Genomic DNA, 20,414 nt, shown 5'->3' with positions numbered 1-20,414 from the left:
CGGTTATAAATATAAGAAAGCTGATCTTCGAGTAGAAACTTTGCTTGAAGATCAGCTTTTTTTGTATGGAAATAATCACAAAAAACGCGTTTAACCTAAATATTTCAATCCCATATACCGACAAATAAGGTACGAGTGTAATTTTTGAGGAGTGAATAGAAATGAATCGTACCAGCAAATTATCTTTATTTATCGCGATTATGCTATTGTTTCAAATTTGCATAGCGATTTGGTCTGTCGGACCCCAGCAGGCAGCAGCGGCCACAGCAGGCCCGATCGTATTAAGTTTAAGTCCCGCAGATGATCTGATTAATGTGTCGGTAACTGCCCCTTTAAAAATGACTTTTGATGAGAATGTTGTAAAAGGCTCAAGCTCGACAGCTATTTATATTTACGATTATGCAACAAGCAATTTGGTGGAAATGATTCCTGTATCCTCCGGACGAGTGAGCATTGATCCATCTCAACGTACCGTCACTATTAATCCAACAAATTCATTTGCATTAAATACAAATTACTATGTACTCATCGATGCAGGAGCGTTCTTAAGCACTTCAAATGGCGCAGGTTATGCGGGAATAAATAGTGCAACCAGCTGGAACTTCCGTACAGTCAATGAAGTAGATACTACACCTCCGTTACATACGGCTATAACGCCGATTGCAGCACCAATAGCGGTGACGACACCGCTAACGATTACGTTTAATGAAGCGGTCTATGTGGCAAGCGGTAGCATTCAAATTAATTCTACAGAAGACAATAGAACGGTTCTTGTGACCTCTAATGCGGTTAGAGGAAGCGGTACGAATCAAATTGTCATTCAGCCTCCTGCTGCACTGCAGCCGAAGACAACATATACCGTCATTATTCCAAACACGGCTTTTCAGGATGCGGCGGGTAATCTTTATGCCGGAACGTCATGGAGCTTCACAACGGATGCAGCGCCAGTGAATGTATCTTCATTTATACCTGCAGATAACGCTACATCTGTACCAGTAAATACTTCGTTTAATATTGCGTTTGATCAAAACGTACAAGCGCGTTCTGGAAAGTATATTGAAATAAGAAGAGTAAGCAATAATACGACATATGAACGATTTGAAGCGACTTCCTCTCGTGTTTCCGTTGCAAATAGGCAGGTGCGCATAACGCCCAGCTCCTATTTAGAGGCGAATACCGCTTATTACATATTGATTGATGCAGGTGCTTTCACGCGTCCCGACCCGAGCGGAGATCAGTGGTATCATGGGATTTCCGGAGCATCCATTTGGAATTTCAGTACTGACCCTGGTTATGAAACGGATCCTCCGGTCGCAACAGCTATCGTTCCCGTACTGAATGGAAGCATTACTACTCTTAGCTCACTTCTGCAAATTACATTTAATGAGCCCGTATTTCCTAGCAGTGGATTAATAGAAATTCGCGAGCAGTCTACCGGAATGTTATTTCGATCGATACCTGTTACCTCAGAACGGGTAACTGGTGGAGGAACCTATCAAATTACGATAGACCCAAATAAAGCGATCACTGGTGAAGCAGAGAAAGCTTTCGTAAATAATATGAAATACTATGTGACCATCGGCAATCATGCAATTCGAGACGCTGCAGGCAATTATTATGCTGGCATTTCTTCTTCCAGTTCATGGTCGTTTAATGTAGCACAAGATACGGAAAGACCAACACTTACACTATTAAATCCGATTAACAATTCAACTGCGGTAGATTTGAACAGCACTTTCTCTGCGACATTTAGTGAACCGATCAAGAAGGGAACGGGTTCCATCACTTTTATTCCTTCGGCTGGCGGGGATGGAATTCCAGCAAGCTTCTCTGTAGACAGCTATAACAATCGGAAAATAAATATAACGCCTGCGACACCGTTTGCTGCAAGTACTTATTACTATGTGCATATCGATGCAAGTGCTGTAATGGATCTAGCTGATAATACGTTTGCCGGCATCCTAAATGAATATCAATGGGTATTCCAGACCATCGGTTCTGATCGCACGCTACCGGAAATCAGCAAGCTTCAATGGAGCGGTTCGACCATTACAATTTCGTACAATAAAGAGCTGAAATACGCTTCGATTCCATCGGCGGGAAGTTTTTATGCAACGGTAAATGGAGCGCCTCGTTCAATCACTGGTGTGCAGATTAAGGGAGAGGCCGTCATCTTATCCCTATCCAGCCCGATTGTAGCAGGTCAGCTAGTTAAGCTTTCTTACACAAAAGCCGCTATAGGATTGATTCAAGACGTTTCTGGCAATGAAGCGGCCAGCTTTAATAACCTGGATGTAAGCGGAGCAAAAGATACGACACCTCCAGCGTTACTGAGCGGCACGGCTTCAGGCAGTGCCATTACGCTAGTATTTAACAAAGAGCTGACGCCAGTGAATAGTTATGCGTATTTGCAATTCACGGTCAATGTCGGCGGTGTCAATTACAATACGACATCAATATCCAGCACAGGCAGCAGCATTCTGCTCACGCTGAGCGGCTCCATTCAAAACTATCAGACCGTTACAGTCTCTTACTCGCCAGGTTCTTATCCGCTGCGTGATATGGCAGGCAATTATATGAACGCGATTGATAGGTATAGTATTTATAGTGTTCCAGAATCAGCGAATCCAAGCTTGCAATCTATTACCGCTAATGGAGCAGTCGTAACGCTGAAGTACAACAAAACGTTAAATCCATCCAGTGTACCATCCGTTGGACAGTATAGCGTCCTGATTGATAATATCGCGAGAACGGTTATTCAGGTTCAGGTTTCCGGCGATTCTGTCCTATTAACCTTATCGTCTGCTGTGACGGCAGGACAGCAGGTATCTGTATCCTACTTAGCATCTGTGAATCTGATTACAGATCTTGCTGGCAATGCTGCACCATCCTTTAACAGCATGTCGTCTGGCGGCGGGAGCGGCGGCGGACAGAATGGCAATATCTATGGCTCAATTGTTAAGGGCAATAAACTGACCTTATCTTTTGGAGATACGCTTAATAGCGGCTATATACCTTCATCCGTTCAGTTTGTCGTTACAGCGAATAATGTAATAAAAACAGTCTCCTATGTCGATATAACTGGATCATCCGTTATCTTGACGCTGGCCTCGCCAGTTGCGATTGGAGAAACCGTAACCGTTAGTTATACCTCAAATAATTATGGGCTTCGAACGAATAATGGAGCCACGATTAATAGTTTTACTAATATTAGCGTAGCCAATCAAACGACCGTACTGGACAGCTTATCCGGCGATTACGAAGCATCTGAAAGAGGCGGAATCGGCTTAAAAACGACTGCGACAACGATGTTCACAGATATATCGCCAGCCGGGATTCAAGCGAATCGTTATACCGTGATGAATGACAAGGTGATTACCGCCTACCAGACAGCGCGTACAGCAGGAATGGCTGTACCGCGTGTTGCATTCAAAGTCCCGAGCTCTGAGAGGGCAGCAATTGTAGCCATTTCAATAAGCACACTGGATTCAGCCTATCGTCTAAACCCGAACTCTGTGTTTGCAGTCGAGTTTGGGGATGCTTCCTATGAGCTGCAGCTGAATGCAGCTGATTATATTAAATTGAATGCACTGCTTAATGGAAATAGCGCAAGCGGGCAGCTGCTTATTCGTATGGACCAAGGGATATCCTTTCTAACGAATAATTTAAGTACTAAGATTAGCAGCTCAAGCTCCCAGCAATTAGCGGGACCCTATCATTTTGACGTAACAGCAATTAGCGGATCATTGCAGAAGCCATTCAATGATTTTAACGGTTATGTCTCACGCACTATTCAAACCTATCAGACAGTTAGTTTTGCAGAGTCTGCTGTTGTGTGGTTAGATCCGGTGACTGGCGCATTATCCTACGTTCCTACGGAACTAACGACAAGCGGCGGGAAAACGACTGCTGTATTTAAGCGTAAAGGAAACAGCTCTTATGCTTTGATCAAAAATACGAAAACTTTCTCAGACGTATCCTCCCACTGGGCAGCTACAGCTATTAATGCGTTATCTCGCAAGTTTATTGTTGAAGGCCGAACGACTTCAAAATTTGAGCCGAACAAGGAGATTACGCGGGGTGAGTTCGCCACCTATATTGCGAAGGGTCTCGGTCTAAGCGGGGATAAGATTTCAGCGGCCAAATATAAGGATGTGAATACGAATACAGCTATGGCAGCTTATATCGGAGCTGCATCAGCTGCTGGAATTGTTGTGGGCAATACCGATGGCACCTTCAAGCCTAATAGTCTAATCACACGCCAGGAAATGGCCGTTATGATGATTAGAGCGGCAAAGGTAGCTGGGATTACGGTAGAGCTTCCACAAACGGCTTCAGCGTATTTGCAGAAATATTCAGATCGAGCGAAGGTTGGTGCTTGGGCTCAAGCTGATGTGGCGAAGGTTGTTTATATTGGAGTCATGAATGGGAAAACAGCTACAACGATAAGTCCAACAACAAACGCCACTCGAGCTGAGGGAACGGTCATGATTATGCGTTTACTGCAGCATGTAAAGTTTATAACTTTATAAAATGAACATAGCTCCGTCCGCGCTGCCAAAGCGTGAACGGAGCTATTAAGGGTTCAAAAAGAGATAGATTATATCTTTCGCAAGTAATAATGCTATAGCAATATGTTATCACACGTAACTTTTCCACTATATTGTAGTCTATAACTAGTAGATTCTGAAAGAATGGGAGAGTTGCTAAAAAAATGGGCAAGAAAAGAGACATCATCGGGCGGAAGTCGGAATATTTAAGCAAACGAGTCATTGTCGTCGTACTAGGAGGAGTATTGCTGGTACAGCCAATCGCATCTATTGTACCAGGCAATTGGCATACATCAGTTATCGAGACAGCACATGCGGCTGCCGCAAACGAGTCGGTTCTTAAGCTATCGAAGCAATCAATTATTACATCGGGAGCTAAGCGACTAGACTATGTCTGGAATACCACTCGGGGAAGCGCAAAGGTGCAGACGGATGTGCATGTCATTGAAATAGATTTAACTAATCCCTACGTTTCCTTAAACGCGATGAGCGGTAAAAATAACAGCATTGGGCAAACAAACACGACCCTCAGCATGTCGAAGGAAAATGGAGCAGTAGCATCCATCAATGCGGATGTTTTCGTTATGGGTAACGAAGGGGCGCCGCTTGGCGGACAAGTGACTAGCGGATTATTTATGTCCAGCCCATCGAGACTAATAGGGATGCACGCTTTCTCCGTATCGAAGGACCGTAAGCCTATGATCGATAATTACAGCTTCGAAGGAACTGTTACGGCAGAGGATGGTTCATCATTTCCGTTGGAAGGCTTGAATCAATCTGCTTATGAGCCGGAAACGACAGGTTCCAAATTCAGCCATTTCGATATGATGTATATGTATACAAGTGCTTGGGGTGGGACTGAGCGTCCGAAGAACTCGAGTACTACACCTACAGAAGTATTGGTTCGCAACGGCGTTATTGAAGCTATATCAGTTGACCAAGCCATTACTTCACCAATACCGACGGATGGTTATATTTTGCGTGCACATGGCAAAGCAGCTGCTTATGTGAAGGAGCATCTGCAAATAGGACAAGTCATTACATCCAACTACTCGCTTAAATCGGAGACGACGGGTGCCAAGGTTGACCCTGCTTCTTTCCAGATGATGGTGGGAGGACATACATTGCTTGTTAATGCTGGTGCGGCTGCTCCTTTCTCGCGTGATGTTACTGGAGTAAGCGGATCGTCCTACACCTCTCGTTCAGCGGTCGGCTATTCCAAGGACGGCACGAAGGTCTATCTGATTACAAGCGAGAGGAATGAAGGCAATACGGGCCTAAACCTTAAAGAGCTGCAGCAAATTATGCTTCAGCTAGGTGTATTCAAAGGCGTAAACCTAGACGGCGGAGGATCCACAACAATGATTGAGCGTCCGCTTGGAAGCTTCTCATTAGGACTGTCCCATCCTACCCAATACGGAACGACGCAGCGCAGTATAGCGAATAGTATCGGTGTATTTACTTCTGCACCGCAGGGCTCGCTTAAAGGAATTACGATAACAGGAAATAATGCGATGCTTATCGGGCAGAAAGCATCATATACGCTGAGCGGCTATGATACGTATTACAATCCGGTGGCGATAGATAATTCATCAGCGGTTTGGAAGGCAGCGAGTCCGCTTGGAACCATTCAAGGCAATGAATTCACGGCTACAAAAGCGGGCAAAACAACGATCAACGTGAAATCAGGCGATATTACTGCGGCGTATGATATCGAAGTAATCGGCCAAGACCAAATTGCATCATTATCAATAGATACAGCGGCAGGCGTTCTCGCGAAAGGTGCTACAGTCTCTGTTCCGCTTACAGTAAAGCTAAAGAACGGCGCCGGCTATAAGCTTAGCGGCAGCTCCGTTAAATGGGAGTATATCGGCTTTACGGCAACACAGAGCGGCGACAGCCTCACAGTACAGTCTGTTAATGCAGGAACGACTGTAGGCTACGCGATTGCTCGTTATGACGGCTATTCCACCATGATTCCCTTCACGCAAGGGGAAACAGTCAAAACGCTAGAGGATTTCGAGAAGCTGAGCTATGCCATAACGTCGCAGGTGACACCTGATACGACTAAGGGCAATGTTAGTGTGGTATCTGATTTGCCAGGCCAAACATCAGCAAAGGCATTGAAAATTGATTATGATTTCACAAATGGGACCGGAACCAAAGCCTCTTATGCGGTATTGAAATCGACAGGCATTACAGTTGATGGTTCGCCTACCTCTATGAGCGTAGATCTTTACAGCGACAACAGCTTGAACTGGGTTCGCGCTGAATTTATCGATGCAGACGGTAAAGCATATTTGCTTGATCTTGCTAAGCAGCTCGATTGGAGCGGTTGGAAAAATGTGAAGGTGAATTTATCTTCCGCGGGCATGAAATATCCGGTTAAGCTGAAGCGAGTCTATGTTGTAACGATTGGAGAAGGACAGGATGAGCGAGCTTATTCAGGATCAATAGGTCTAGATAACCTCATGCTTCAATATCCTCCATCTGTAGTGGTTAATTCGACTAACAAGGTCGAGATGACTGCTGGAAAAACGGCTGCAATCGTGAACGGCAAAGCGGTTAATCTGGACTCAGCACCCATTATCTTGAATGGAACAACCTATGTTCCCGTTCGATTTGTGGCGGATGCTATGGGTCTGAAGTTTCTATTTAATGGCGGGACAGGGCAAATCAATGTGCTTAGAGGCAGTAAGATGATGGAAATGACAATAGGCAAAAGTGATTATATCCTGAATGGCGTTCGTCAGCCATCAGAACTAATGCCAATTATCCGGAATGACAGAACATTAATTCCATTGCGCTTATTTTCGGAGAAACTAGGGTTAACTGTAGGTTATGAAGGTAAAACGAAAAAGATTACCATCGATTAACGATAGACGAATGATAACCAAACTTGGTATGATAGAGTAGAAAAACCTTTAAGTAGGGAAAGGTTGCCGATCTATCGTGGACCATCTTACAGTCGATATTAATCGAATTATCAAAAACGCTACTGAAGTGATGGAAGACAGTAAATACCAAATTTACGAAATATGTGAATCCGCGCGCACAGAGCTGGAGTCGCTCGAGCAGGAGCTGGAGATTGTACTTCAAGAGACCGTACATACAATTGATAAAGTAGACCAGCTTGAGCAAGACTACCGCCGCGCGCGTATTCGCTTAACGGAAGTCAGTAAGGATTTCGTTAAGTACAAGGAAGAAGATATTAAGACTGCCTATGAGAAAGCGACGCAAATTCAGCTCGATCTCATGGTTTATAGGGAGAAGGAGTCTTATTTAAAAGCACGTCGGGATGATTTGCAAAAACGGGTGCGGAATGTCGAAAACTCCATCGAACGTGCAGAAATGATTGCATCGCAAATAAATGTGGTGCTTGAATACTTATCGGGTGATCTGAATCAGGTTACTCGTATTGTCGAGTCTGCCAAAACAAGACAGCTTTTAGGGCTGAAAATTATTTTGGCGCAAGAGGAAGAACGCAAGCGAATTGCGAGAGAAATTCATGATGGGCCAGCTCAATCGCTTGCCAATATCGTTATGCGGACAGAAATTGCAGAACGTATGCTCATCAAGAAGGAATTTGTAATGGTTCAGGAAGAATTAATAGATTTAAAGGTACAGGTTCGATCTGGACTAGAGGAAATACGGAAAATTATTTTTAATTTACGTCCGATGGCTTTGGATGATTTAGGGCTTGTGCCTACGCTTCGCAAGTTTACGCAGGATTTTGAGGAAAAAACAAAAATACATACTATATTTGAACTTATTGGCAAAGAAGCCCGGATGCCTTCTGCCATGGAAGCAGCCATTTACCGTCTGGTGCAGGAAGCTTTCACCAACGCATTAAAGCATGCGAACGCGTCTTATGTATTATTGGAAATCAACTATCAGCCTACGCATATATCACTTGTAATCATTGACAATGGTGTGGGTTTTAATAGCGAAATCATTGAACAAGCTACTGGCCAAGATGCACATTTCGGATTAGTCGGAATGAGAGAGAGGGTTGAGCTGATAGAAGGGAGGATGGATATAGACTCAAATCCCGGGCAAGGGACGAAGATTATAATAGATATACCAACTACTGCCGAATCTAGAAAGGAGTAAGATGATGATGATCCAGAGACCTGCAAGCAGTTCCCATACAATCAAAATTTTACTTGCCGATGACCACCAGCTATTCCGTGAAGGACTTAAGCGTATTCTGAATATGGAAGACGATCTGGAAGTCATTGGAGAGTGCGGAGACGGCATTCAAGTATTAGAATTTTGCAATCATACGATCCCAGAAATTGTTCTGATGGATATTAATATGCCGATAGAAAATGGTGTTGTAACAACAGAGCGATTGAAGGATATGTTCCCGGATGTCAAAGTTATTATTTTGTCCATTCATGATGATGAGAGCTATGTGTTTGAAACGCTTCGCAAGGGCGCTACCGGTTATCTGCTAAAGGATATGGAGGCAGAATCACTAATTAATGCGATTCGCTCTGTCGTTCAAGGCCATGCTTATATCCATCCCAAAGTGACGGGCAAGCTTATTAATCAGCTTCGTCGGATGACCTATTTGGATGAGATGGGGATTGTTTCCGGTGCAGCAGCGGCTCAAGAGCCGGGAGTGAAATTTGTTGCGGGTGATGAAAGTCCGTTGACCAGACGCGAGGCTGAGGTTCTGCGGCTTATGGCGGAAGGAAAAAGCAATAAGCTTATTGGTGAATTTTTGTTTATTAGCGAAAAAACGGTTAAAAACCATGTCAGCAGCATTTTGCAAAAAATGGAAGTTGATGATCGTACGCAGGCCGTTATACACTCTATCAAGTTCGGCTGGGTGACTTTGTAACAGCTGCTTATCCATTACATATAACAAAAAAATCTCGTATCCGAGGGTGGATACGGGATTTTTTTTGTTGTCGATCTTCTTATTCGAAAGTGTGCTGCTGTTTTTTTCTCTTTGCTTCACTATCCCCTTAGCTCAGGATACTAGGGCGGGGTGATCTATCTGAGTAGAAGGGATAGTGAGCAAAAGAGCGAAACTCCGAAACAGCTCGCTGGCTGCTTCGGAGTTTCGGGTGGGAGGAAACGGTCTTAATTATTATTGTGTTTTAGCTTCTTCTTGCGGAGGGATATGAAGCCGGTTGTAATGGCAAATGCTCCGATGAGGTAGTATGGCGCTGGACTCGAATCACCTGTTTTCGGGAGAGTATCTAACGGCACGGACTCCTCTTCCACATCTATAATGGTATCATCTTGATTTTTGACCCCGCCTATTGGAGGCTCTTCATCATCAATTTCTACAATCGTCGTAGTTCCAGGTGTAGGCTTTGTTGAAACAGTAGGCGTTACTGCTGGCCCAGGTGTTGAGGACGGAGAAGCAGTAGGCGATGGCGATGGTGTGACCTCAGGTGAAGGCGATGGTGTGACCTCAGGTGAAGGCGATGGTGTGACCTCAGGTGAAGGCGATGGTGTGGCCTCAGGTGAAGGCGATGGTGTGACCTCAGGTGAAGGTGATGGTGTGACCTCAGGTGAAGGCGATGGTGTGACCTCAGGTGAAGGCGATGGTGTAGGTGTTGAACAGGATGCTCCATCATAGAGTGCGGTCAGTGTTTGTCCGCTGCCCCAATAAATTTTAATCAGATTTGGATTAGAACCATCGTCGGATGTGACTATAGTAGATAATGTTACAGAAGAGCTTCCTGGAACATTTGTCGCACCGTTCTGCGTCGAACCTGGAATTTCCCATGTGATGGGAACATCAATATTGCTTTCATTCGTTACTGTCCATTCTCGAAGTTGTGTTGGATTGTCTGAGCAGGCTGAGATTAAATTCAGCTTAGGTGTATTAATGACAACCTTTATAGCTGTTGAATTATTTGTGACCACGAATGTGGCGGGTTCAGATAAACTTGTTGTAAATCCCGGCAGCGTTATTTCCTTAAGTACATATGTGCCGATTGGCAGGTCTTTAAATTCAACGACTCCATTACTGTCAGTCACACCGCTTTTGAAGAGAACATCTTTACTCCAAAGCTCAAATGAAATGCCGGTATGCGGTTGACCACTTGCATTGAAAAGCAGTTTATTTACAGTGATTTTTCCGCAGTTACCGTATGACTTTATTTGATACGCTTTAATGAAGATCCCATGACCGCCAACGCCAAGCTTTTTTTGTTCATCTCCGCTATATAAATCTAGTTGGTAAGGTGCGCAGGTTGGAATGTCGATTGTGATGGAATATTCTCCAGCTTTACTGTAAACATTAGATTGGCCATCCTTATAAATTTGAACTTCATATGGTTTCCCGGCGTCCGAAGGAATCCAGTCGCTTGGGAACCCATAGGATGAGAAGCTTACTTTTACGCAATCCTGTGTCGTTTTAAATTTCGCAGTAGCAGTGCCATTGCCATTGTCGACAATATTGGAATGGGTTGCAATAATATGGTCACGGTTTGAGGAATATTGTGGACAGCTGTTGTCATTAATGGACGGATTGGAGTTTTTTCCACCGCTATTGTGCTGCTCTTCTGCCCATGCAAGCGATCCTAGCGATAAAGAAAAAATTAATAAAACAGCTAAACCTAAATAAAATTGTTTTTTGAGATACCTCATTGCTCACTCTCCTTTTAGATTAGGTATTTGAGTAATTGAGGGTCGGTTACACTACCAGCTCTGTATAATCTAAGTGTCCACGTACAGATCATACTTCATCGCTTCCCTAAACAAATCCAATGCGTGAAGCTAGCCCCTTCCTATTCATTAAGACAGAATCAAAAGATTATATGCGCTGTGTAGCTAAATAATAACATATACTGTAAATTGCTCAAGGGTGTTTCTTTGTCGCATTTTGACTGGTTTTATTAGGCTTTTCTTCAGCATTTTACCGCAAGTGCATATTTTGTCATCTTGTCCTCGAATGTCGGAACCAGTGGGCTTCCCGTGGCATATAGTGTCACAAAGAGGAGGTGGCCGCCATGTTACAGCTTCTGATTCTGATCATCAGCTGCTATGCTTTGGCTGCACTATCGGTGCATTTGGCACATTGGATAAGGCGAAGACGGCTGCAAACTAGGAAGCATTATGTGTTAGTAGCTGATGCTCGCCAAAAAAATATGGAGTGGTATATGCGCTCGTTGTTTTCTTTCTCGCGCAGGATAGGCAAGGAGGTTCGTGTAACAGTTATTGACCGCGGCGCTACGGAGGAAACGCTCGCAATCGTTCAGCGGTTGGCAAGAGAGGGTGACCATGTAAAGGCTGATCCAAGAGCTATTGAAACCGAATTAGACAATCAAGATGGTAAGCGCTCACATCAAGTTGGTGTGGATGCTACACAATTGCTCTGGCTGCTGCAAGCGGAAGGGATTATATCGCAAGCCGATCATGCGGTATTGGTTGATTTGCAAAATCCAGCGGATTTGTCGAAAATGCCTTTCTAGTATATAATTTACAGTAATTAAAGGATAAAACCAGTGAAGCACACTTAATGACGCGATTAGCGTTGTTGGGTGTGCTTTTTTTTGTTCTATTCCAAATACATTATGGCGAGAGGGCGATCAGATATGAAGGCATATATGTATATTGTCAAATCGGAAGGCTGCTGGCAGGCGAGAATGACAATTGAACCAGAAGTGGACAAAAGGTTCTGGCTGAGTGGAAATTTCGGAGAAGGCGGAGTGTTAAACGAATCGCTTGCAGCTGTGGGCTGGATATGGAGAGAGGCAATGCCGTTAGGAGATGCGTGCAGAGCAGTAGAGTTTTGGAATGGGGAGAAGAGAAAGAGTAATAACGATCAGCAAGCAATACTGGGAATGTTCGCATGTGTGGAGTCGGCAATACGCGAGGCAGAAGGAAAGGAGGCGCGTACAGGACTTCTGAGCTTGTGGCAGATGCAGAAATCGAAGCATGTCCATCAAGCTGCGCAAGTAGATGCTCGGATGTTAGAGAAAATAGAACGTTGGGAGCATGGGGATGCGGGTAGAGCGATTAGCGAGGCGGAGCTGGGAAAGATTGCGGTAGGTGCGAAGCTTGCCGCAGAGGTGATGCAGGGTCGTGCGCTGCTGCGCGGCGAAGCGCACGCCCTGTTGGTGGGCGCAGGCGGTTCTGATGCCGCGGAAAGGTGGAGCGAAGTGCTCCAGCTTGCTGTGCTGCTCGGGCAGGTGCGCCTGAGCGGATCGATCGCCGCCGATTATGGCGGGCGAGCGGACGCATTAGGGCGCCGCAGGCGCGAGCGCAGCTGCTTGCGCTGCGGGAGCGGTGAGGCGTTTATGCGCCGCACGGCATGCGCGGCGTGCGGGCGGGAATGCGCCTATTGTGCGGCGTGCATTGGGATGGGGCGAAGCCGGGAGTGTGAGCTGCTGGTTATCGGGCAGCGAGCTGGTTTGGCTGGCAGAGCTGCGTTTCAGAGCAGCTCTGATGATTTCAGGAGGCTGTCCTTGGAGCGGCGACTTGTGAAATGGAACCTTAGTCCTGCGCAGACTGCAGCAGCTGCAAAGGCACTTCGATTCGTCGAACATGAGGAGGCGGAGGCTGAAGCGGAGTCGATTCGTACCTTTCTTTTATGGGCAGTAACGGGAGCGGGCAAAACAGAGATGATTTTTCCGCTTGTGGAATCGGTGCTGCTAAGAGGCGGGAAGGCACTTATAGCCACACCGCGTCGTGATGTTGTGATTGAGCTGGATCCCCGCATTCGGAAAGCTTTTCCCGAGGCTGAGGTCGTAACCCTATACGGCGGCAGCGAACAACGATGGGAAAGCGGTGATATTACGCTGTCTACGACTCATCAGCTGCTTCGTTTCCATCAAGGCTTCGATCTCGTCATAGTCGATGAAATTGATGCTTTTCCCTACCATGGCGACCCGATACTCCATTATGCGGCAGACAAAAGCTGCGCGCCGGGCTCCGCGCGTGTATTATTATCAGCGACACCTCCAAGGGAGCTGCAGCGGGCTGCACGGAGAGGCAACCTCGCTCACGCAAGAGTGCCTGTCCGATATCATCGGCATCCCCTTCCCGTACCGAGCTTGCTTCAAACTTTAACCGTGAAAGGGATGCTTCAGCGGCGGAGAATTTCGTCAAAGCTGCTGGCTGCCTTGAAGAAATCATTGGCGAGAGAAGCTCAGCTCTTTGTATTTGTGCAGCAAATTGCTCAAACAGAACCGATGGCTGCTCTGCTCCGTGAAGAACTTAGAATTTCGGAAGTAGCTGCAACTTCATCGCAGGACCCTGGGCGCTCGGACAAGGTCAAGCGATTTCGAGCGCGAGAAATACGTGTGCTTGTGACAACAACCATATTAGAGCGGGGGGTTACCATTCCCAAGAGCGACGTCTTTATTTTGGATGCTGACGGCCGGCTGTTTGACGAGGCTTCTCTCGTTCAGATGGCGGGAAGGGCTGGACGCTCCGCGGATGATCCTTTCGGCAGCGTATGCTTTTGCAGCAAGGAGCGCAATCATTCACAAGTAGCAGCAGTGCGCCATATTCGGACGATGAATCGAATGGCTCGCAAGCATGGCTACTTGCTGCCTCCCGGAAAAGGAGGCGGCGTGCAATGAGCTTCCGGCCAACTAAATGGCTTCAGAGATTGCAATCCGCCTTCACCAGCACTGCGCAGTTGCTTTCACCACAAGCTGCCGCATGCCTCTTATGCGGCAAACTCCATAACGAAGCTCGCAGCGCGGAAGGCCTAAACCGAACGAAGCTGACTTTACGGCTTCAGCAATCGGTATGCGGAGTATGCCTCTCCACAATTCCCTGGCTTACGCGCATCGTCTGCCACAGATGTGGACGGGGCATTCATTGCGACGACTGCTTACGCAATCCACAGCGATCATTCATCTTGAACCGCAGCGCGGTTCATTATAATCCTGCTATGCGTTCGCTGCTTGCACAGTACAAATACCGCGGCAATGAAGAACTGGCAACGCTCCTTGCAGATATGCTGGTGCCTGCTTTCGAACGCATGACCGCTGAACTGGCATTACGAATTACTCCACCCGGTCCTGCCCAACACAAGCAATCTCATAAAAATATTGCGCTATACTGGGATGCCATAACATTCGTTCCAATTAGTCCGGAACGTGCGCTGGATCGGGGGTTTAATCAGGCAGAGCAGCTCGCGAATGATTTGGCTCAGCGCTATCGCATTCCGCTCATGCAGCTGCTTGTTCGTGAGCGCCATACGGAAAAGCAAAGCTTTAAGACGCGTTCCGAACGAATGCGGGATACACGACACCTTTTTAATATAAATGAGGTAGAGTTCGATAAGCTTCGAAATATCAAGCTAACTCACAGAAATAAAGAAGAGTCTACTGATAGAGTGCTTCGAGTGTTAATAATTGATGATATTTATACGACTGGAAGTACGGGGGAAGCCTGCTCACAGGCCCTTTCTCTCTATTCAGGCCAGCCGCTTGAAATTTATATTTTGACATGGGCGCGTTCATAAAAAAGACATTTAAAGTTTGCTCGAAAATAGATAACTAGTGAAAAAAAAACCTCTATCGATTAGAATATTAATAATAGATGAATTCGATAAGACGATAAAGGGGGCGCAGAGTGATGAATTTAGATAATTGTCCTCGCTGCGGAAAGCTTTTTGCGAAAAATTTTAAAGATGTATGCCCGGTGTGCTTGCGGGAAATTGATAAAGAATATCAGCTTTGCGCAGACTATTTACGTGAATTCAAAGGCGCGATTATTACGGAGCTCTCTGATCAGACTGGGGTGTCGATCAAGCAAATTACGAAATTCATTCGAGAAGGCCGGATTTCTATGGTAAATGCCCCTAATATGTCCTATCCATGCGAATCATGTGGAACGCTTATTCGTGAGAATCACATTTGCGACACATGTCGTAAAAGGCTTGAGAAGGATAGGAATCAAATGTTTGAAGATTTAGCGAAGCAGCGAGAAAGACAGGAATCACAATCGGCGGCAACGGTTTATAAAGGTTTAGACCGATATAAGGATAAATAAACGATTTTTTGCTAATATTTTCTTGACTATAAAATTTCACAGTAACGAAGCCGATAATACTTGTAAAGGTAATCGGCTTTTTTTATTATCCGTAAATAATGAGGTGGATAAATTGAAGATAAACGAGACGAATCGTATAGGCGGACTGAATCCTTATCAGAAGCAAAACGAAACGCGCGTGAACGGAACGAACAAGGCGCGTCAGAAGGACGAGGTTCAAATTTCCGCAGCAGCCAAAGAAATGCTGTCAACGAGCCAAACAAGCAGCACGGAGAGAACGAAACAAATCGAACAGCTTAAACGCGCTGTAGCATCGGGCACGTATCATGTGGAAGCCGGCAAGATCGCCGAGAAGCTGCTTCCTTACTTGAAGGAGTAATCCTCTAAATGAACGAATACATTCAGCAAATTTTAGTGATACTGCAGGAGCTATTAGACGAGCATCGACAGCTTATCGAATACGGGAATGCGAAGACAGAGGCAATTACAACAAACAATGTAGAAACGCTTTCGTATATTTCCAGCAAAGAAAAGAAAGTTCTTCAGCGTATTTTGGAGCTTGAACAACGCCGTATTTTCTTAATCGGGAAATACATGCTGTATCAGAAGCTGACCAATCATCGTTCGTTCAAGATGGAGAAGCTTGTCCAAGCTGTTTATCATGCGAATGAAAAGCAGCAGCTGCAGGCAATATGGCAGGAGCTATCCGATGTCATGAAGACACTGCAGGATATTAACGAATTCAATCAGCAGCTCGTTAGAATGACATTGGAGCATTTGCATTTCACAGAAGATTTGCTGCTCGGACCAACGGAGGATGAAGCGACCTATCATCGGGCTGTACAAGGCATGGCCTATAATCGCAATAGTCGCTTCAATATGAAATCGTAACAAGAGAGGACAATATACGATGGCATCGACATTTCACGGGTTAGAAACAGCAAGGCGCAGCTTGTTCACGACCCAGTCAGCTCTAAATACAACTGGACATAACATAGCGAATGCAAATACGCTCGGTTATTCGCGTCAAGTAGTGAATATGACGGCGTCAAGACCGATTGATGCGGTAGGCTTCTCTAAATCTACAGCTGCGGGACAGCTCGGTACGGGTGTGGAAGCGAGCTCCATTACGCGTATTCGTGAGAAATTTCTTGATAATCAGTTTCGGAATGAGTATAAATCACATGGCAATTTTACAGTACAACTAGACACACTTTCAAAACTAGAGGGCATTGTGAACGAACCAAGTAGTACAGGCCTAAGGACAGTCATCTCGAATTTCTGGAATTCATGGTCGGAATTGAGCAAAAATCCAGAAAACGCTGATGGCCGCAAAGTGGTTATGGAACAGACGATGGCATTGGTTGATTCATTTAACTACACAGCTAAGCAACTAGACGACTTGAAAGCAGACTTGACTGAAAATGCTGAAATAAATCTAAATACAGTGAATTCTATTGTTACAAGCATAGCCCAATTAAATGGTGAAATTCGTCGAGTTGAAGGATTAGGCGATAACGCAAATGACTTGCGTGATCAACGCGATTTGATAACGGATGAGCTATCTGGCTTGATTAATATTCGCGTAGAAGATCAAGCGAATGGATACCGAATAACAATGGGCGGTATGGAATTGGTTCAAGGCAATGCCACAACGGAACTGGATATGGCAGCCATTAATACAGCATTCGTTTCTGGCGATCTGAATAGCGGGGCCATCTACGGGACTCTTTATTCTAGAGATCATTTCGTTGGCGGTTATATTAGCGAGCTGGATAAGCTCGTACAAACGATGGCAAATGGTGAATTTGAAATTACTCTGCCCAAGGGTTCTGTATTGCCAGAGGGAACTGTATTGAATAATGTCACTTATACAGGAACAAATCGTACGCTGACAGAAGATACAAAAGTTACTGTGAACGGTCTGAATGGTTTGCATCAGCTTGGCTACTCATTAGCAGGACAAGAAGCGGGGCTGCCGTTTTTTACAGACAGCACAGGCGGAACGAGTAATTTGCATGCTGGCAACATTACACTTAACCCTGCGATTGTAGCTAATTCCAACTTGATAGCATCCTCTATGCGGGTTGTTACGAATGCTGACGGCTCGGAATCTGTGATTAGCGGTAACAACTCATTAGCAGTGCTTTTCTCCCAAATGCGAGATGTTCGCTTCGATTTCGATCCTGGTGCAGGCGAGAACAAAAATACGATGGATGCCTATTTCCGTTCCATTGTCGGTCAGCTTGGCGTACAGGCTGCTGAAGCTACTCGGATGCAGGCAAACCAACAAATTATTGTGGATCAGGTAGAATCCCGCAGACAATCTGTTAGCGGCGTTTCTCTGGATGAAGAAATGTCTAATCTGATTAAATACCAGCATGCATACAACGCAGCTGCACGGAATATGACGATGATTGATGATATTTTAGATAAAGTAATTAATGGGATGGGTCGCGTAGGCCTATAAAATATATGGGGGTGAAACATTATGTCATTTCGCGTTACGCAATCTATGATGAATACGCAGCTGCTGCGTAATATCTCGAATAATATGGGACGTATGAACAACCTGCAGAATCAGCTCTCAACGGGAATGAAGATCAATAAACCATCTGATGACCCGGTTGGCATTACATTTGCGCTTCGCTATCGCAGTGAGCTGGATTCCAATGATCAATATACTAAGAATGTAAGCTCTTCGATATCTATGTTGGAGTATACGGACACTACCATTGGACAAGCCGGAGATATTATGCAACGAGCTCGAGAATTATTGGTCAAAGGTGCCAATGGAACGCTGGAGCAAACGAGCCTTGATGCGATAAAAGTTGAAGTAGCACAGTTATACAATCAAATGGTTGAAATAGGAAATAGCCAATTCAACGGTAAACAAGTATTCAATGGTGAATTGACGGGTGACAAGCCTTATCCAACGATGGAAGTGGATGGTACTGTTGATTTAACAGCAAATCCACCTCTGCTAAAAGCGTTTCAGGTTAGTTCGGATACCGAAGCCATTAAATACGAATTAGCTGCGGGCATGAAATTAGCTGTGAACATCACAGGTAATGAAGTTTTTGGTAATGGTATATCAACTAACGCGACTCAAGCGGAAATAGAAAGCAGTGACAATGTTTTCTTACTTCTTCAACGAGCTCATGATATGTTGGATTCAGGAGATCAAAAAGGAATTTCTTCTTTAATTGCGCAGGTCGATACTCGTATGAATACAATGCTTACGAAACGAGCTGAAGTAGGCGCTAAAATAAATCGTGTGGAGCTTGTCCAAAATCGGCTTGATGATATTGGAATCAATTTGAAAACCGTACAGGCGAAAACGGAAGATGCAAATATGGCAGAAGTCATTACCAACATGAAAACGGAGGAAAATGTTTATCAAGCTTCTCTTTCTGTTGGAGCACAGCTTATACGTCCTAGTTTAGTTGACTTCCTGAGATAGGGGAGAGCCATATGCAAATACCTCATATTCAAATGCACTCGATAAATGCGATGTTGTCCATTGATGCCGATATTGGAACACAGCATCTTGAACAGCCGCGTCCTACAGTGGACATGGAGCAAATTAGACCAGAACAACATTTTAAAACGACCAACGGACGGTTAGAGATTAATCAGGATCGTGTATGGGATGCGTTGGCGCTTGGCAATAATTTGGAGACGATGAGTAAAATATATTCGATGGCGTCTGATATTGCATTGCAAGGCATTGCGCGTATTGTGGAGAAAGGCGATCAAATGGCATCCATTCACTTAGGCGGAAATCCGATTGCAGAGATGGCGCGAGAATGGAAACGAACCTTTCCAGAATTTGATTTCCGTGGGCCGGCATCTTTTGATAATATTGATATTGAATATACACCTAGCGAGCTGTCTATTGAAACAACTCCTGGACAGGTGAAATTAAACGTTCAAGTAAATAGGCCCATTCATGAATACGAGCGAGGCAAGTTGGATATTTATATGAGTCAATATCCTAAAGTGGATATTATTCCGCCTGAAATCAATCAGCTTATCTAGACTCTATTATTATTTAAAACTATAGACCGTCTGCGTATGACGCATGAGGTCTATAGTTTTTATTTTCATAAAAAGCAGCCGAATATGGGAGGTAATCTAGTGAACAGTGATTTGCTTATTTATCAATTCGAGCAGGGAATACCGGGTTTTGAACATGTGAATCAATTTATTCTAGAAGAAGTAGGCAATGACCTGCCGATGAAACTTATGAAAGCAGTTGGGGGTCAAGATATATCATTGCTGATTGCGAGTCCGTTTTTGTTTTACCCAGATTATGAATGGGAACTCTCCGAAACGATAAAACAAGAGCTTAACATCGAAAATGAAGAAGAAGTTGAGATTTGGTCAATTATAACGGTACCATTGGAATTGTCGAAAGCGACTATTAATTTGCTTGCTCCAATTATACTGAACAGTAGAACTAAAGTAGGAAAACAGCATATTCTTCATGACAATACTTACAGCTCGCGTGCACCGCTCAATCGAACATAAGGAGGAAGGAAAGATATGCTTGTTCTTTCAAGGAAAAGTAATGAGTCCATTATGATTGGAGCAAATGTTGAGATCATTGTACTGAACGTTGAAGGCGATAATGTCAAATTGGGTATACGTGCTCCTAAGGAAGTGGATATCTATCGCAAAGAAATTTACCTTACTATTCAAGCAGAAAATCTTGCAGCAGCAGCAAGTTCACATACGATCGAGGACATGTCCAAATTATTTAAAAAATAATCTTATTTTTATGAAACTGCTATAAACAAACGAATAAAATCGCCGATATATATATTAGCGCGATAATAGGGCGGCCGAACTATTATCGTAAGCTTCCGCAAGGATGCGGAAATA

Annotated in this window: 16 protein-coding genes and 1 riboswitch; of the genes, 15 read left to right on the top strand and 1 reads right to left on the bottom strand. The window is 44.7% G+C overall.

Annotation, left to right across the window (positions count from 1 at the left end; genetic code table 11):
- Positions 1–161: 161 nt before the first annotated feature.
- The 4 genes from CEF13_RS26510 to CEF13_RS26495 all read left to right on the top strand — a co-directional run bounded on the left by CEF13_RS26510 (position 162) and on the right by CEF13_RS26495 (position 9,399).
- Entirely contained in the window at positions 162–4,532 is a 4,371-nt protein-coding gene (locus tag CEF13_RS26510) for an Ig-like domain-containing protein (RefSeq protein WP_102715488.1), read from the top strand.
- 182 nt (positions 4,533–4,714) lie between these two features.
- Positions 4,715–7,426 (top strand): stalk domain-containing protein, encoded by a 2,712-nt coding sequence (locus CEF13_RS26505; protein WP_102715486.1) that lies wholly within the window; start codon positions 4,715–4,717, stop codon positions 7,424–7,426.
- 76 nt (positions 7,427–7,502) lie between these two features.
- On the top strand, positions 7,503–8,663 hold the full coding sequence (locus CEF13_RS26500; RefSeq protein ID WP_102715484.1) for a sensor histidine kinase: 1,161 nt from the start codon (positions 7,503–7,505) through the stop codon (positions 8,661–8,663).
- A 7-nt stretch (positions 8,664–8,670) separates the two neighbouring features.
- Entirely contained in the window at positions 8,671–9,399 is a 729-nt protein-coding gene (locus CEF13_RS26495; RefSeq protein ID WP_102716580.1) for a response regulator, read from the top strand.
- A 245-nt stretch (positions 9,400–9,644) separates the two neighbouring features.
- Here the strand turns inward: CEF13_RS26495 and CEF13_RS26490 are convergent, their stop codons facing one another.
- The gene (locus CEF13_RS26490) at positions 9,645–11,165 is read right to left on the bottom strand and encodes a SpaA isopeptide-forming pilin-related protein (RefSeq protein ID WP_102715482.1); all 1,521 of its coding nucleotides are present in this window, start codon (positions 11,163–11,165) and stop codon (positions 9,645–9,647) included.
- A gap of 31 nt (positions 11,166–11,196) precedes the next feature.
- A riboswitch (cyclic di-GMP riboswitch) is annotated at positions 11,197–11,280 on the bottom strand.
- A 247-nt stretch (positions 11,281–11,527) separates the two neighbouring features.
- Between CEF13_RS26490 and CEF13_RS26485 the strand changes: the two genes are divergently transcribed.
- From CEF13_RS26485 to csrA, 11 genes are all read left to right on the top strand, one after another.
- Positions 11,528–11,989: a hypothetical protein gene (locus CEF13_RS26485; RefSeq protein WP_102715479.1), complete on the top strand. Its 462-nt coding sequence runs from the start codon at positions 11,528–11,530 to the stop codon at positions 11,987–11,989.
- A gap of 123 nt (positions 11,990–12,112) precedes the next feature.
- Positions 12,113–14,104, top strand: coding sequence for an ATP-dependent helicase ComFA (locus CEF13_RS26480; RefSeq protein ID WP_102715477.1), 1,992 nt, complete (start codon positions 12,113–12,115; stop codon positions 14,102–14,104).
- On the top strand, positions 14,101–14,997 hold the full coding sequence (locus CEF13_RS26475; RefSeq protein WP_102715475.1) for a ComFC family protein: 897 nt from the start codon (positions 14,101–14,103) through the stop codon (positions 14,995–14,997). The genes CEF13_RS26480 and CEF13_RS26475 overlap by 4 nt, the downstream gene beginning before the upstream one ends.
- A 113-nt stretch (positions 14,998–15,110) precedes the next feature.
- Positions 15,111–15,527, top strand: a complete 417-nt coding sequence (locus CEF13_RS26470; RefSeq protein ID WP_102715473.1) for a TIGR03826 family flagellar region protein — start codon at positions 15,111–15,113, stop codon at positions 15,525–15,527.
- A 112-nt stretch (positions 15,528–15,639) separates the two neighbouring features.
- Entirely contained in the window at positions 15,640–15,906 is a 267-nt protein-coding gene (flgM, locus tag CEF13_RS26465) for a flagellar biosynthesis anti-sigma factor FlgM (RefSeq protein WP_102715471.1), read from the top strand.
- 8 nt (positions 15,907–15,914) lie between these two features.
- The gene (locus CEF13_RS26460; RefSeq protein ID WP_102715469.1) at positions 15,915–16,418 is read left to right on the top strand and encodes a flagellar protein FlgN; all 504 of its coding nucleotides are present in this window, start codon (positions 15,915–15,917) and stop codon (positions 16,416–16,418) included.
- Between the two features lie 19 nt (positions 16,419–16,437).
- A complete protein-coding gene (gene flgK / locus CEF13_RS26455; protein ID WP_102715467.1) occupies positions 16,438–17,997 on the top strand; it encodes a flagellar hook-associated protein FlgK in 1,560 nt (519 codons plus the stop codon).
- Between the two features lie 21 nt (positions 17,998–18,018).
- The gene (gene flgL, locus CEF13_RS26450; protein ID WP_102715465.1) at positions 18,019–18,990 is read left to right on the top strand and encodes a flagellar hook-associated protein FlgL; all 972 of its coding nucleotides are present in this window, start codon (positions 18,019–18,021) and stop codon (positions 18,988–18,990) included.
- A gap of 11 nt (positions 18,991–19,001) precedes the next feature.
- Positions 19,002–19,568 (top strand): DUF6470 family protein, encoded by a 567-nt coding sequence (locus CEF13_RS26445; protein WP_102715463.1) that lies wholly within the window; start codon positions 19,002–19,004, stop codon positions 19,566–19,568.
- 99 nt (positions 19,569–19,667) lie between these two features.
- Positions 19,668–20,060, top strand: coding sequence for a flagellar assembly protein FliW (gene fliW, locus CEF13_RS26440; protein WP_244917134.1), 393 nt, complete (start codon positions 19,668–19,670; stop codon positions 20,058–20,060).
- A 15-nt stretch (positions 20,061–20,075) separates the two neighbouring features.
- The gene (csrA, locus tag CEF13_RS26435) at positions 20,076–20,300 is read left to right on the top strand and encodes a carbon storage regulator CsrA (RefSeq protein ID WP_102715461.1); all 225 of its coding nucleotides are present in this window, start codon (positions 20,076–20,078) and stop codon (positions 20,298–20,300) included.
- Positions 20,301–20,414 lie beyond the last annotated feature (114 nt).

It is taken from the genome of Paenibacillus castaneae, assembly GCF_002884445.1.
Lineage (GTDB): Bacteria > Bacillota > Bacilli > Paenibacillales > Paenibacillaceae > Pristimantibacillus > Pristimantibacillus castaneae.
This window is presented reverse-complemented; position numbering and strand designations above follow the sequence as displayed.